The organism is Geodermatophilus sp. YIM 151500 (assembly GCF_025716945.1).
Lineage (GTDB): Bacteria > Actinomycetota > Actinomycetes > Mycobacteriales > Geodermatophilaceae > YIM-151500.
In genome coordinates this window covers 150,311-163,716 of sequence record NZ_JAOVZT010000006.1, presented here as the reverse complement: position 1 = coordinate 163,716, position 13,406 = coordinate 150,311, and the positions used below count along the sequence as shown (strand labels likewise).

Annotated in this window: 14 protein-coding genes; 8 read left to right on the top strand and 6 right to left on the bottom strand. The window is 74.5% G+C overall.

Features of this window, described 5'->3' with window-relative positions:
• Positions 1 to 142: 142 nt before the first annotated feature.
• The gene (locus tag OF117_RS12375; protein WP_263553146.1) at positions 143 to 1,957 is read right to left on the bottom strand and encodes a phosphoenolpyruvate carboxykinase (GTP); all 1,815 of its coding nucleotides are present in this window, start codon (positions 1,955 to 1,957) and stop codon (positions 143 to 145) included.
• Between the two features lie 202 nt (positions 1,958 to 2,159).
• Here OF117_RS12375 and OF117_RS12370 point away from each other — a divergent pair, with 202 nt between their 5' ends.
• Positions 2,160 to 3,323, top strand: a complete 1,164-nt coding sequence (locus OF117_RS12370; protein WP_263553145.1) for an NADH:flavin oxidoreductase/NADH oxidase — start codon at positions 2,160 to 2,162, stop codon at positions 3,321 to 3,323.
• A gap of 95 nt (positions 3,324 to 3,418) precedes the next feature.
• Here OF117_RS12370 and OF117_RS12365 read toward each other — a convergent pair whose 3' ends face one another.
• The gene (locus OF117_RS12365) at positions 3,419 to 3,931 is read right to left on the bottom strand and encodes an SRPBCC domain-containing protein (RefSeq protein WP_263553144.1); all 513 of its coding nucleotides are present in this window, start codon (positions 3,929 to 3,931) and stop codon (positions 3,419 to 3,421) included.
• A gap of 108 nt (positions 3,932 to 4,039) precedes the next feature.
• Between OF117_RS12365 and OF117_RS12360 the strand changes: the two genes are divergently transcribed.
• Positions 4,040 to 4,291, top strand: coding sequence for a hypothetical protein (locus OF117_RS12360; RefSeq protein ID WP_263553143.1), 252 nt, complete (start codon positions 4,040 to 4,042; stop codon positions 4,289 to 4,291).
• An 89-nt stretch (positions 4,292 to 4,380) separates the two neighbouring features.
• Positions 4,381 to 4,617 (top strand): acyl carrier protein, encoded by a 237-nt coding sequence (locus OF117_RS12355; RefSeq protein ID WP_263553142.1) that lies wholly within the window; start codon positions 4,381 to 4,383, stop codon positions 4,615 to 4,617.
• A gap of 44 nt (positions 4,618 to 4,661) precedes the next feature.
• Here the strand turns inward: OF117_RS12355 and OF117_RS12350 are convergent, their stop codons facing one another.
• From OF117_RS12350 to OF117_RS12340, 3 genes are all read right to left on the bottom strand, one after another.
• Positions 4,662 to 5,042: an FKBP-type peptidyl-prolyl cis-trans isomerase gene (locus OF117_RS12350; protein WP_318014244.1), complete on the bottom strand. Its 381-nt coding sequence runs from the start codon at positions 5,040 to 5,042 to the stop codon at positions 4,662 to 4,664.
• A gap of 147 nt (positions 5,043 to 5,189) precedes the next feature.
• Positions 5,190 to 5,681 (bottom strand): VOC family protein, encoded by a 492-nt coding sequence (locus tag OF117_RS12345; RefSeq protein WP_263553141.1) that lies wholly within the window; start codon positions 5,679 to 5,681, stop codon positions 5,190 to 5,192.
• A 31-nt stretch (positions 5,682 to 5,712) separates the two neighbouring features.
• The gene (locus OF117_RS12340; protein WP_263553140.1) at positions 5,713 to 7,416 is read right to left on the bottom strand and encodes an MFS transporter; all 1,704 of its coding nucleotides are present in this window, start codon (positions 7,414 to 7,416) and stop codon (positions 5,713 to 5,715) included.
• Between OF117_RS12340 and OF117_RS12335 the strand changes: the two genes are divergently transcribed.
• From OF117_RS12335 to OF117_RS12325, 3 genes are all read left to right on the top strand, one after another.
• Entirely contained in the window at positions 7,409 to 8,527 is a 1,119-nt protein-coding gene (locus OF117_RS12335; protein WP_263553139.1) for an MFS transporter, read from the top strand. The two genes, OF117_RS12340 and OF117_RS12335, sit on opposite strands and share 8 nt — an antisense overlap.
• A 66-nt stretch (positions 8,528 to 8,593) precedes the next feature.
• Positions 8,594 to 8,974 (top strand): VOC family protein, encoded by a 381-nt coding sequence (locus OF117_RS12330; RefSeq protein WP_263553138.1) that lies wholly within the window; start codon positions 8,594 to 8,596, stop codon positions 8,972 to 8,974.
• A 69-nt stretch (positions 8,975 to 9,043) separates the two neighbouring features.
• Complete coding sequence (locus tag OF117_RS12325; RefSeq protein ID WP_263553137.1) at positions 9,044 to 9,421, top strand: DUF4406 domain-containing protein; 378 nt, start codon at positions 9,044 to 9,046, stop codon at positions 9,419 to 9,421.
• A 67-nt stretch (positions 9,422 to 9,488) separates the two neighbouring features.
• On the opposite strand, the gene OF117_RS12320 is transcribed toward OF117_RS12325, so the two are convergent.
• Positions 9,489 to 11,471: an acetoacetate--CoA ligase gene (locus OF117_RS12320; protein WP_263553136.1), complete on the bottom strand. Its 1,983-nt coding sequence runs from the start codon at positions 11,469 to 11,471 to the stop codon at positions 9,489 to 9,491.
• Between the two features lie 98 nt (positions 11,472 to 11,569).
• Between OF117_RS12320 and OF117_RS12315 the strand changes: the two genes are divergently transcribed.
• Both OF117_RS12315 and OF117_RS12310 read left to right on the top strand, forming a co-directional pair.
• Positions 11,570 to 12,928 (top strand): glucose-6-phosphate dehydrogenase, encoded by a 1,359-nt coding sequence (locus OF117_RS12315; protein WP_263553135.1) that lies wholly within the window; start codon positions 11,570 to 11,572, stop codon positions 12,926 to 12,928.
• Complete coding sequence (locus tag OF117_RS12310; protein WP_263553134.1) at positions 12,925 to 13,338, top strand: DUF2237 family protein; 414 nt, start codon at positions 12,925 to 12,927, stop codon at positions 13,336 to 13,338. The genes OF117_RS12315 and OF117_RS12310 overlap by 4 nt, the downstream gene beginning before the upstream one ends.
• Positions 13,339 to 13,406: the final 68 nt, after the last annotated feature.

The window sequence follows — 13,406 nt, the reverse complement described above, 5'->3', positions numbered from 1 at the left end:
GGGGATGGCGAGGGACTGGAACGGCCCCCCTGCAGGGTCCCGCCGTGAGCCTGCGAGGGCGGGGATGGCGAGGGACTGGAACGGCCCCCCTGCAGGGTCCCGCCGTGAGCCTGCGAGGGGCGGGGGGCAGGGGGGTCCTTTCTCAGGCCAGGCGGCTCTTCAGGATCTCCAGCTCGTCCCAGAGCGTGCTCGGCAGCTTGTCGCCGAACTTCTGGAACCACTCGGTGATCTGCGGGACCTCGGCGCGCCACTCCTCGGTGTCGACGGCGAGCGCCTGGCGCACCTGCTCGGGCGTCATGTCCAGGCCGTCGACGTCCAGGGACTCGGGCGTCGGCACGTGCCCGATCGGGGTCTCCTCGGCGGCCGCGGTGCCCTCGAGCCGCTCGATGACCCACTTGAGCACCCGGCTGTTCTCGCCGAAGCCCGGCCACAGGAAGCCGCCGTCCTCGTCGCGGCGGAACCAGTTGACGTAGAAGATCCGCGGCAGCTTGGCGGCGTCGTGCGACTTGCCCGTCTCGACCCAGTGCCGGAGGTAGTCGCCGGCGTGGTAGCCGATGAACGGCAGCATCGCGAACGGGTCGCGCCGGACGACGCCGACCGCGCCGGTGGCCGCCGCGGTCGTCTCCGACGAGAGCGTGGCGCCCATGAACACCCCGTGGTTCCAGTCCCGCGCCTCGGTGACCAGCGGGACCGTGGTCTTCCGCCGGCCGCCGAAGAGGATCGCCGAGATCGGCACGCCCTTCGGGTCGGAGTACTCGGGCGCCAGGATCGGGCACTGGGTGATCGGCGTGCAGAACCGGCTGTTGGCGTGCGAGGAGGGCTCGTCGGAGTCCGGCGTCCAGTCCTGGTGCTTCCAGCTGGTGAGGTGCGCCGGCGGCTCCTCGGTCATGCCCTCCCACCAGACGTCGCCGTCGTCCGTCAGCGCGACGTTGGTGAACACCGAGTTGCCCTTGTCGATGGTGCGCATGGCGTTCGGGTTGGTGTGCCACCCGGTGCCCGGCGCGACGCCGAACAGGCCGTACTCGGGGTTGACCGCGTAGAGCCGGCCGTCCTCGCCGAAGCGCATCCAGGCGATGTCGTCGCCCAGGGTCTCGACCTTCCAGCCGGGGATGGTCGGCTCCAGCATGGCCAGGTTCGTCTTGCCGCAGGCCGACGGGAAGGCGGCCGCGACGTAGTAGGTCTTCTGCTGCGGGCTGATCAGCTTGAGGATCAGCATGTGCTCGGCGAGCCAGCCCTCGTCACGGGCCATGACCGAGGCGATCCGCAGCGAGTAGCACTTCTTGCCGAGCAGGGCGTTGCCGCCGTAGCCGGAGCCGTAGCTCCAGATCGCGCGCTCCTCCGGGAAGTGCGAGATGTACTTGGTGTCGTTGCACGGCCAGGGGACGTCGGTCCGGCCCTCCTCGAGCGGGGCGCCGACGGAGTGCATGGCCGGGACGAACGGGCGGTCGCTGCCCATCGCCTCGAGGATGTGCGAGCCGATGCGGGCCATGACGCGCATCGAGACGACGACGTACTCGGAGTCGGTGATCTCCACGCCGAACATCGGGTTGTCGGCCTCGACCGGGCCCATGCAGAACGGGATGACGTACATCGTCCGGCCGCGCATGCACCCGCGGTACAGCTCGGTCATGAGCGCCTTCATCTCGCCCGGGTCCATCCAGTTGTTGGTGGGCCCGGCGTCGGCCTCGTCGACCGAGCAGATGTAGGTGCGGTCCTCGACCCGGGCGACGTCGCGGGGGTCGGAGGCGCACCAGAAGGAGTTGGGCTTCTTCTCCAGGCGGACGAACGTGCCGGCGTCGACCAGCTGCTGGGTGAGCCGTTCCCACTCCTCGTCGCTGCCGTCGACCCAGACCACCCGGTCAGGGGTCGTCAGCTCCGCCATCTCCCGAACCCACGCCAGCAGCCGGGCGTGCGTGGTGGGGGCGTTGTCCAGACCGGGTATGGCCAGTGAGGTCACGGCGTCTCCATCCTTCGGGTACGCCGGGAACGGGCGTCACCGGCGTGGGGGCGGCCCCGAGCGTCGGTGCTGCGAACAGCGGCTGCGGGATCGGAACAGGCTACAAGCGCGGAACGCACTTGTAACCGTGAGACATGTTACGTATAAGACGTCTACCCGTCACACGGAAGACGTGCCCGGGTTCCCGCGTTCACCCCTTGTCGTGAGCGCTCCCCGACTCCTCGAGCCCCTGGTCCTGCGCGGCGTGACGCTGCCGAACCGGCTGGTCGTCGCACCGATGTGCCAGTACTCGGCACGCGACGGACTCGTCGGCGACTACCACCTGGTCCACCTCGGCCGGTTCGCGCTGGGCGGTTTCGGGCTGGTGCTCGTCGAGGCCACCGGCGTCACGGCGGAAGGGCGGATCAGCCACGGCGACGTGGGCCTGTGGTCGGACGAGCACATCCCGGGTCTGGCCCGGGTGGCCGCCTTCCTGCGGGAGCACGGGTCCGTGCCCGGCATCCAGCTGGCCCACGCCGGGGCCAAGGCCAGCAGCCGGCGTCCGTGGGAGGGCGGCGGGCCGGTGACGACCGGCGACGCCGTCCCCGGGGAGGAGCCGTGGCCGACGGTGGCGCCGAGCGCGGTCCCGGCGGCGCCGGGCTACCCCACGCCGCACGCTCTCACCGCCGCGGAGCTGGGCGGGGTGCGCGACGCCTTCGTCGCCGCCGCGCGCCGGGCGTGGACGGCGGGCTTCGACGTCATCGAGCTGCACGCGGCGCACGGCTACCTGCTGCACGAGTTCCTCTCCCCGCTGACCAACCGGCGCTACGACGGCTACGGCGGCTCGCGCGAGGCGCGGATGCGGTTCCCGCTGGAGGTGGCCGAGGCCGTCCGCGCGGTGTGGCCGGAGGACAAGCCGCTGTTCGTCCGCGTCTCCTCGGTCGACGGCTCCCGCGACGGACTGACCGTGGAGGACACCGTCGCCTTCGCCCGCGCGCTGAAGGCCGCCGGCGTCGACGCCGTGCACACGTCCGGCGGCGGCCTGGGCAACGGCTGGCAGCACCCGATCGGCTACGGCTACCAGGTGCCCTTCGCCGCGCGCGTCCGGCTCGAGGCCGACGTGGCCACCGTCGCGGTCGGCCTCATCGTCGACGCCCGGCAGGCCGAGGCGGTGCTGGCGGCGGGCCAGGCCGACCTCGTCGCCCTGGCCCGCGAGGCGCAGGACGACCCGAACTTCGCGCTGCACGCCGCCCGCGAGCTGACCGGCGGCTCCTTCGACACCTACCCCGTCCAGGCCGGACCGCGGCTGGCCTCGCGCGGGGAGCTGCTGGCCCGGCTGGGGCCGTGGGCCGGGCCGGATCCGGTGCAGGTGGAGCAGCCCGCCTGACGGGTCCCCCGCTCGAGGGCATAGGAAGCGTTGCCTGCGGGTTGCGGTCCGATCGCCGGGGCAAAGCTTCCTATGCCCCAGGCGGGCGGGGCGGATCAGCCCTCCGGCGCCCGGCCGTAGGCGGGACCGACCTCGGCGAGGAACGCGTCCCAGTCGGCCGCCCGCGGTTGCGGCTTCCCGGTCATCTCCGCGTCGAGCTTGTCGAGGTACCAGTGCCAGCCGGTGGCGTAGTCGGGCAGACCGGTGGCGTCGGGGAAGCGCTGCACGAACACCAGCGTGGTGCCGCCGCCCCGGGTCACGAGGTCGAGCTCGACCCGCCAGCCCTCCTGGTCGGGCCACTCGAGCACCAGCCGGCGCTGCTCCACGCACTCGGCGACCGTCACCCGCTCGGCGGCGGGTTCCAGCTCGAAGGTCAGCGTGAAGGTCCCGGTGGCGCCGGGCGCCCGTTCGCCGTCGTACCTGCCGATCCAGCGGGCCAGACGGTCGGGCCGGGTCAGCGCCGTCCAGACGTCGTCGGCCGGGACCGGCCAGGTGCGCCGGAACTCCAGCCGCTGCCGCCCGTCGTCCTCGGTGGTGACGCTGCCGCGCCGTGTGCCCGTCTCGTCCATGCGTCCTCCCGCGGCCCATCCTGGCGGGCCGTCGACGCTCCGGACAGGGGCGTGCGGACGGCTCCCGCCGAGGGGTTCGGACGACGCCGGAGCGGGCATGCGCGCCGGATGAGCGTGACCGATCCCGACGTCCCCGACCCGCTGAACGACCCGCGCACCACGCAGGCCGATCCGGGGGCTCTCGGCCAGGGCGCCGACCTGGCCTCGGCCGGCGACGACCCGGCCGCCACCGGCGAGGACGAGCTGGACGCCGACCGCGTCGGCGCCGACGACGACCCCGCCGGCGGGGTCCTGCCCGACGACGACCTCACGGGTGGCGACGTCACCGGCGGCGCGATCACCGACCTCCCGCCGGCCTGACCACGGAGACCGTCCCGGTCCGTTTCGAGGGCGTGCGCCGGGGCACTGCCGGTGCGTCCGAACCACCGCACGATCGAGGAGGCTCGCGCATGGCCACCGGGGAGACCGGCTTCGCCGACGTCACATTCGACCTCATCTCCGTGCAGTACCACTCGCTCAAGGCCGGGCACGACTACGGCCAGTACGTCCGCGACGCCGAGAACGCGGGTCTGGATGACGTAGCGGGCTTCTTCCGCGAGGTCATGGACCAGGACTCGAAGCGGGCGCTGCGGTGCCACGAGCTGCTGAAGAAGCTCGAGAGCACCGAGCACGGCGTCAACGTGTGACCAGCGGGGTGCGGGGGCGAGGATTCCTCGCCCCCGCACTCCCTTCAGCGGACGCCGACGAGGTCGACGACGAAGACCAGGGTGGCTCCGGGCTTGATGACCCCGCCGGCACCGCGGTCGCCGTAGGCCTTCTGCGGCGGGATCGTCAGCCGGCGACGCCCGCCGACCCGCATGCCGGTGATGCCCTCGTCCCAGCCCTGGATGACCATGCCGACACCGAGCCGGAACTCCAGCGGGTCGCCGCGGTCCCAGGAGGCGTCGAACTGCTCACCACCGTCGTGGGTGACGCCGACGTAGTGCGCGCTCACGAGGCTGCCCGAGGTGGCCTCCGGGCCGTCGCCGACCACGAGGTCCTCGATGACCAGGTCGCTCGGGGCGGGCCCGGTGGGCGGGTCGACGTCCGGTCGGCTCAGCGGCTCGGCCACGGTTCTCCTTCCCGCACCGGGACGGTCCCGGCACCGCGGACCATCCAACCAGCGGCCCCGGTGGGCCGCCCCCGGCCCACCGGCTCACGACCGCGCGGTGCGGCCCGCCGGATGGCGGGCGCCCCCGCGGGCCTCGCGCCGCCGCCCCTACTGCACCGCGGACGGGTCCATCCACATGGGCTCCCAGACGTTGCCGTCGGGGTCGGTGAAGCTGGCCGCGTACATGAACCCGTGGTCCTGGGTGTCGCGGTAGGGCTTGCCGCCGTGGGCGACGGCGCGTGACAGCAGGTCGTCCACCTCCTCGCGCGAGGAGCAGGAGAGCGCGTTGAGCACCGACGTCGCCCTGCTCGGGTCGCCGACCTCGCCCCGGACGAAGTCGGCGAAGCGCTCGCGGGTGAGCAGCATGACGACGATGTTCTCGTCGATCACCACGCTGGCGGTCTTCTCGTCGGAGAACTGCTCGTTGAACCCGAAGCCGAGGCCCGCGTAGAAGGCCTTGGCCCGCTCCAGGTCGGTGACGGGCAGGTTGACGAAGATCATGCGCACGTGATGTCTCCTCGGCTCGGGCCGGCGCTCGCCGGCGTCCATCGGGCGGATCGCGCCCTTGCCCCTGCGACCGGCGACGGTGGTCGAACTCATCGCCGGTGCAGGAGGCGCGGGCGGGTCCGTGTCAGACCGGGTCGAGCTGCCCGTCGCGCGCGGCGACCCGAGCTGGCTCGAGCTGCCCGTCCCGGGCGGAGACCGGTGCGGGCTCGAGCTGCCCGTCCCCCGCGGCGACCGGCGCCGGCGCGGGCGTCGGCCGGTCGAGCGGGTGGGCCAGCTCGTCGGCCGGCATGCGGGCGGCGACGATCGCCACCACGGCCAGCACCGGCGGCACCAGGCCGGCCACGAGGAAGGTCGCCGCCAGCCCGATCAGCTGGCTGACCGGCCCGGCGAGGGCCATCGACACCGGCATGAAGGCCAGCGACACGAAGAAGTCGAGGCTGGAAACCCGCCCGAGCAGCGCCGGGGGGACCCGTCGCTGCAGCAACGTGCCCCAGATGACCATGCCGACCTGGAAGGCGGCGCCGGCCACGGCGGCGGCGACGACCATGACCCAGAGCCGCGACGTGAGCCCGAAGACCACAAGCGGGACGCAGCCCAGGCCCCAGACCAGGTTCATCACCGTGAGGTAGCGGCGGGGCAGCCGCAGCGAGGCCACGGCCAGGGAGGCCACCGCGCCGCCGACGCCGAAGGCGGCCAGCACCCACGCGTGCTCCGGCGCCCCGCCTCCCGCGTCGCGGACGGCGAAGGGCACGAGCACCTCGAACGGGCCGATCATGACCAGCAGCATCAGCGAGGCGAACAGCAGCGTGGCCAGCAGCCACGGCGTCCGGACGAGGTACGCGAAGCCCTCGCCGACGTCGACCAGCAGGGCGCGCACGCGCGAGCCCCCCGCCGTCCCGAGCTCCCGCCGCAGCGGCGTGTGCGGGAGCGCGGACGCGCACCCCGCCGCGCAGAGCGCGGCCAGCGCCGTCGCGGTCAGCGCGGCACCCGGTGACAGCGCCGACACCAGCGCCGCCGCGGTGGCCGGGCCGGCGGCCTGCACCAGCACGGGGCGGAGCACGCCCTCGAGCCCGTTGGCCGCCAGCAGGTCGCCCTCGGGGAGCAGCGCGGGCAGCAAGGCCGAGTAGGCCGGGTAGTACAGCCCGGCGGCCAGGCCGCCGGCCAGCGCCACCGCGGCGAGGTGCCACACGACGAGCAGCCCGCCCAGCGACAGCGCCGCGACGACACCGACGCTGCCGGCCTGGACCAGGGCGACGGCCAGCAGGATGCGCCGCTGCGGCACCCGGTCGGCCAGCGCGCCGCCGAGCAGCGTGGTGGCGAGCATGCCGATCGCCGACATCGCGCTGACCAGGGAGAGCTGCGCGGGCCCACCGCCGAGGGCGACCACCTGCCAGACGACCGCGACGATCCACAGCCCGGAACTCAGGAGGGACAGGGCCATGGAGGCGACCAGCCAGCGGTAGGCCGGGTGGCGCAGCGGCTGCAGCGCCCGCGGCAGCGGCAGGGTGGTCATCGTCGTCCCCTCGACAGGCCCGGGCCGGTCCCGGTCGGTCGCCATGGTGGATGGGAGCACCGACAATTCGCAGCCCATTTCGCCGACGGCGTGCCACCGGGTGCCGCGCGCCGGACCGGCCGACTTGACGACGTCCCGCGGCGGCCAGGACAGTCCGTCGACGACCCCGATCACCAGGAGTGCCCGTGACGGCTGCGGCGGCCGGGCCGCACCGGCCATGAGCGGCGCGGACCCGACGACGGCGGGGAGCGCGCCCCCGGGCGGCGCTTCCGCCACCGGGCGGCGCGTCGACCGGCGCGCCGTCGGAGTGCTCACGGCCAGCCACGTCGTCGACGACCTCTACCAGGGCGCGGTGCCGGCGCTGCTGCCGTTCCTCGTGCTGGAGCGCGGCTACTCCTACGCCGCGGCCACCGGCATCACGCTGGCCGCGACAGTGCTCAGCTCCGTCGTCCAGCCGGCGTTCGGCGTGCTCGCCGACCGACGGCCGCTGCCCTGGCTCACCCCGCTGGGCCTGCTCGTCGCCGGGGTCGGGATCGGGCTGGCCGGCGTCGCGGAGCCGTACTGGTGGACCTGGGCGGCCGTCGCGCTGTCCGGCCTCGGCGTCGCCGCCTACCACCCCGCGGCCGCCCGGGCGACCCGGGCCGCGGCAGGCCCGTCGGCGCAGGGCATGAGCTGGTTCGCCCTCGGCGGCAACATCGGCTTCGCCCTCGGCCCGGTGCTGGTCACCCCCGTGCTCCTCGCGCAGGGCGTGGCCGGTACGCCGTGGCTGGCGCTGCCCGCGCTCGCGATGGCCGCGTTCCTGCTCGGCCTGCAGCGCCGTCGGCGCACCCGCAGCGCGGACCGCCGGACGGCGGGCGGGACCGGCACGGCCGTCGACGACTGGCGGGCGTTCGGGTGGCTCACCACCCTCGTGGTCATCCGGTCGGTCCTCTTTTTCGGCACCCTCTCGCTGCTGGCGCTCTTCGTCATCGACCGCTTCGACGCCACGACCGCCGCCGGCTCGGCCGCGCTGACGACGTTCCTGGCCGTTGGTGCCGGGGGCACGCTCGCCGGTGGCTGGCTCGCCGACCGGTACGGCCGGCTGGTCGCCGTCCGGCTCGGCTACGCGGTGACGCTGCCGGCGCTGGGCCTGCTCGTGGCCGCCCCCGGCTACCCGGTCGCCGTCGCGGCGGCCGTGCTGCTCGGGCTGGGGCTGTACCTGCCGTTCTCCGTGCAGACCACGCTCGGGCAGGAGTACCTGCCCAATCGGATCGGCACCGCGTCGGGCGTCACCCTGGGGCTGGCCGTCTCCGCCGGCGGGGTGGTCACGCCCCTGCTCGGCGCCGTCGGCGACGCCGCCGACCTCGGCTGGGCTTTCGCCGCGTTGCTCCCACTGCCGCTGGCGGCGCTGCTGATCAGCCGCCGCCTGCCCCCCGGCCACCGCTGACGTGGAGTGGATCCGTGCGGGTGAGGCGCACGGATCCCCTCCGGATCAGCGCTAACGTCCGACCGCATGATCGACCACCTGGCGCTGCAGGTCGCGGACGTCGACGCCGCCACGGCCTTCTACACGCGGGTCTTCACCCCGCTCGGCGTGCGAGAGGCCATGCGCTTCCCCACTCCCGCCGGCCCGGTCGTGGGGCTCTCCGGCCCGGACGGCCAGCCGCGGCTGTGGTTCGGACCGCTCGAGGAGGACGGCGGGCGGCCGGTGCACCTCGCGCTGGCGGCGCCCTCCCGCGAGGCGGTCGACGCGGTCTTCGACGCAGCCCGCGCAGCCGGCACCGAGATCCTGCACGAGCCACGGGTCTGGCCCGAGTACCACCCCGGCTACTACGGCGTCTTCTTCCGCGACCCGGACGGGAACAACGTCGAGGCGGTGCACCACGGCGGCTGACTGGTGGGCGCGGGGCCACGACCTGGCGCGCGCGGGTCGCAACGAGGGGCGCACGGCAGGATGCCGCCCGTGACCGATCTCGCGCGCCCTCTCATGATCCTGGTCGCCGGCCCCTACCGCGGCGGCACCGGCGACGACCCGGACAGGATCGCCGTCAACCACCGGCGCATCCAGGAGGCCTGCCTGGAGCTGTTCCGCGCCGGCCACCTCGCGGTGAACGGCGAGGACCTCGCCCTCCCGCTCGCGGAGTTGGCCGGGTCGACCCGGGTCGGCGACGCCGCCTTCGACGAGGTCTTCCACCCGATGGGCCGCCGACTGGTCGCCCGCTGCGACGGGGTGCTGCGCCTGCCGGGCGCCTCCGCCGGGTCGGACGAGATGGTCGAGCTTGCCCGTGCCCGTGGTGCCGCCGTCTGGACCGACATCGCCGACGTGCCGCCTGCGGGCTGAGCCGGGCACGGGAGTGGATCCGTGCGGGTGACGCGCATGCGGGTGACGCGCACGGATCCCCTCCGGATCAGCGGCCGCGGCGGTCGCGCGCCAGCGTCACGAAGTGGTCGACCAGCGCGGCGTCGTCGACCGCGCCGACGTTGACCGCCCTCGCCGGGTCGACGCCCTGGAACAGCCGCTTCAGCGGCACCTCCAGGCGCTTGCCGGTGCGGGTGTGCGGGACGCCGGGGACGGCGAGCACCTCGTCGGGCACGTGCCGCGGCGAGGCCTGCTCGCGGATCGCCGTCCGGATGCGGCCCACCAGCTCGTCGGCGAGCTCGGCGCCGGGGGCCAGTTGCACGAACAGCGGCATCCAGTAGCCGCCGTCGGGCTGCTCCACCCCGAGCACCACGCAGTCGACGACCTCCGGCACCGACTCGACGGCGGCGTAGATGTCGGCCGTGCCCATCCGCACCCCGCCACGGTTGAGCGTCGAGTCCGACCGGCCAGTGATCAGGCAGGTGCCCCGCTCGGTGATCTCCAGCCAGTCCCCGTGCCGCCAGACGCCGGGCCACGGCTCGAACCAGGTCTCCCGGTAGCGGGCGCCGTCCGGGTCGTTCCACAGGTACAGCGGCATGGACGGCATCGGGGCGGTGACCACCAGCTCGCCGAGCTCGCCGACGACCGGCTCGCCGGCCTCGTCCCACGCCGCCGCCGCCACGCCCAGCATGGGCCGCTGCAGCTCTCCCGCCGTCACCGGCAGCAGCTGCACCGAGCCGATGAACCCGGTGGCCACGTCGGTGCCGCCCGACAGCGACCCGAGGAACACCTCGCGCCCCACCGCGTCGTACACCCAGCGGAAGGCCGAGGCGGGCAGCGGCGAGCCGGTCGACCCGATCCCGCGCAGCCGCGACAGGTCGTGCACCTCCCCCGGCCGGACGCCGGCCTTCTCGCAGGCGGTCAGGTACCCGGCGCTGGTGCCCAGGTAGGTCATGCCCGTGCGGGCGGCCAGCGCGAACTGCGCGTCGACCTCCGGCCATGCCGGGGCGCCGTCGTAGACCACGACGGTGGCGCCGGTCAGCAGGGCCGACGTGGCGATGTTCCACATGATCCAGGCGGTCGAGGCGTACCAGAAGAAGCGGTCGCCGGGCCCGACGTCCAGGTGCAGCTGGAGCTGCTTGCGCTGCTCGAGCACCACCCCGCCGTGCCCGTGCACGATGCCCTTCGGCAGGCCGGTGGTGCCCGACGAGTACACGACCCACAGCGGGTGGTCGAAGGGCAGCTCGGCGAACTCCGGCTCCTGCTCGTCGGCGACCGCGTCCGCCCACGGCAGCGCGCCGTCCGGCACCTCGTCGGGGTGCAGCCGGGGGACGGCGACCGTCGTCCGCACCGTCGGCAGCGCCGAGCGCAGCTCGGCGACGACCTGCCGGCGGTCGTACTCCTTGCCGCCGAAGCGGTAGCCGTCGACGGCGACCAGCACCACCGGCTCGATCTGCGCGAACCGGTCGAGCACGGCCCGGGTGCCGAAGTCGGGCGCGCAGGACGACCAGACCGCGCCGATCGAGGCGGCGCCGAGGAAGGCGACGACCGCCTCGGGCACGTTGGGCAGGTAGCCGGCCACCCGGTCGCCGGCCCGCACGCCCAGCCGGCGGAGGGTCGCGGCGAACGCCCCGACCTGGCGGCGCAGCTGGGCCCAGGAGATCTCGACCGGGTCGCCGCCCTCGGCGACGGTGACGAGGGCCACGCCGTCGTACCGCAGCGCCTGCTCGGCGAAGTTCACCGTCCGCCCCGGGAACCACACGGCACCGGGCATCTCGCGGCGGGTCAGCACCTCGTCGTCGGGGACGTCGGGCAGCACGCCTGTCCAGTGCGCGAGGTCGGCCCAGAACTGCTCGAGGTGGTCGACCGACCAGCGCCACAGCGCGTCGTAGTCGGGCGGGTCGCCGACGTCGAGCCCGCGCCGCTCGCCGACCCAGGCGGCGAAGGCCGCGACGCGGGTCGCCCGCGCCGACTCGGGCGTGGGTCGCCAGAGCACCTCGGGATCGGACGTGTCGGTCGATGCGCTGGTCACGGCAGCACCTTGCCAGCCCGGGCGTCCGCCGGGGAGGGTTCGGCACGGACGGGCGCGGGCAGGGCCAGGCGGACGACGCCCCGAGGAGGGAGGACGCCGTGCGGCGCTCGCTGGTGATCCTGGGCGGCTCGGGCGACCTCACCGGCCGCCTGCTGCTGCCGTCGCTGGCCCGGTTGGAGGCGAGCGGCGACCTGGCCGACGTCGGTCTGCTCGGGGTCAGCCGCGAGGACCTGGACGACGACGGGTACCGCGACTGGGCCCGGCGCCGCCTGGCCGCGCACGCCGGCGACCTCGACGAGGAGGCCCGCGAGCGACTGGTCGGCCGGCTGCGCTACCGCCCCGGCGACGTCACCTCCTCCGCCGACCTGCGCGCCGCGCTCGACCGGACCGACGGCGTGCCGATCGTCTACCTGGCGCTCCCCAACACCGTCTTCCGCCCGACCGTCGACGCCCTCGCCGCGGTGGGCCTGCCCGAGGGCGCGCAGGTGGTCGTGGAGAAGCCCTTCGGGCGCGACCTGGCCGACGCCCGCGAGCTCAACGCCGCGCTGCACCGGCTGCTGCCCGAGGAGTCGGTCTTCCGGGTCGACCACTTCCTGGCCAAGCCGACGGTGCTGAACGTGCTGGGTCTGCGCTTCGCCAACCGGCTGTTCGAGCCGGTGTGGAACGCCGCGCACGTCGAGCGGGTGGACATCGTGTTCGACGAGACGCTGGGCCTGGAGGGGCGGGCCGGCTACTACGACCGGGCCGGCGCGCTGCGCGACATGCTGCAGAACCACCTGCTGCAGCTGCTCGCGCTGGTGGCGATGGAGCCTCCGCTGACCGTCACCGGGGGCGGGCTGGCCTCGCGCAAGGCCGACCTGCTGCGCGCGGTCCGCCCGCCGGTCGACGTCCGGGCCGGCAGCGTCCGCGGCCGCTACACCGCCGGCGAGGTCGACGGCCGCCGGCTGCCCGACTACGCCGGTGAGGAGGGCGTCGATCCGGCCCGCGGGACCGAGACCTACGCCGAGTTCACCGTCACCGTGGAGAACTGGCGCTGGGCCGGCGTGCCGTTCCGGCTGCGCACCGGCAAGGCGATGGGCACCGGCCGCAAGGAGGTCGTCGTCCGCTTCCGCCCCGTGCCGCACCTTCCCTTCACCGACGAGGAGCCCGCGCCGGACGTGCTGCGGCTGCAGCTGTCCCCCGACGGCATCGCGCTGGAGCTGAACCTCAACGGCTCCGGCGACCCCTTCGACCTCGAGCGCGAGGTGCTCACCGCCACGCCGCCCGGCGGCGACCTGCCCGCGTACGGCCTGGTGCTGCGCGAGCTGCTCGGCGGCGACACCAGCCTGGCGATCAGCGACGTCGAGGCCGAGGAGAGCTGGCGGATCGTCGAGCCGGTGCTCGCCGCGTGGGCGGCCGATGAGGTGCCGCTGCTCGAGTACGCCGCCGGGTCGGCTGGTCCGGAGGCGCGGCCGTGACCGGGGGTCGGCCCACGCCGGGCGAGCAGCGCAACGTGCTCGGCGGGCCGCTGCAGCCGTGCGGCGACGAACCGGTCACCGGCTTCTACCGGGACGGGCACTGCACGAGCGGGCCGGACGACATCGGCAGCCACACCGTCTGCGCGGTGGTCTCCGCCGAGTTCCTGGAGCTGCAGCAGGAGCTGGGCAACGACCTGACGACGCCGCGTCCCGAGTACGGCTTCCCGGGGCTGCGACCGGGCGACCGGTGGTGCGTGGTCGCCGTCCGGTGGCTGCAGGCGTACCAGGCCGGCGCGGCCGCCGGCGTGGTGCTGGCCGCCACCAACGCCCGGGCGCTGGAGGTGGTCCCGATCGAGGCCCTGCGGCAGCACGCCGTCGACGTCCCCGACGACGCGAGCAGCCTGGAGTGACCGCCGGCCACCGGCGTTCCCCCGGCCGGACCGCTCGGGACCGATCCACCCGTTCGGGCGGCGAGGTA

What these genes read in the sequence shown, in the direction of transcription:
- OF117_RS12365 (WP_263553144.1), bottom strand. Translation starts at nt 3,931, where the DNA reads ATGGACGAGACGGGCACACGGCGCGGCAGCGTCACCACCGAGGACGAC.
- OF117_RS12360 (WP_263553143.1), top strand. Translation starts at nt 4,040, where the DNA reads ATGAGCGTGACCGATCCCGACGTCCCCGACCCGCTGAACGACCCGCGC.
- OF117_RS12355 (WP_263553142.1), top strand. Translation starts at nt 4,381, where the DNA reads ATGGCCACCGGGGAGACCGGCTTCGCCGACGTCACATTCGACCTCATC.
- OF117_RS12345 (WP_263553141.1), bottom strand. Translation starts at nt 5,681, where the DNA reads ATGAGTTCGACCACCGTCGCCGGTCGCAGGGGCAAGGGCGCGATCCGC.
- OF117_RS12330 (WP_263553138.1), top strand. Translation starts at nt 8,594, where the DNA reads ATGATCGACCACCTGGCGCTGCAGGTCGCGGACGTCGACGCCGCCACG.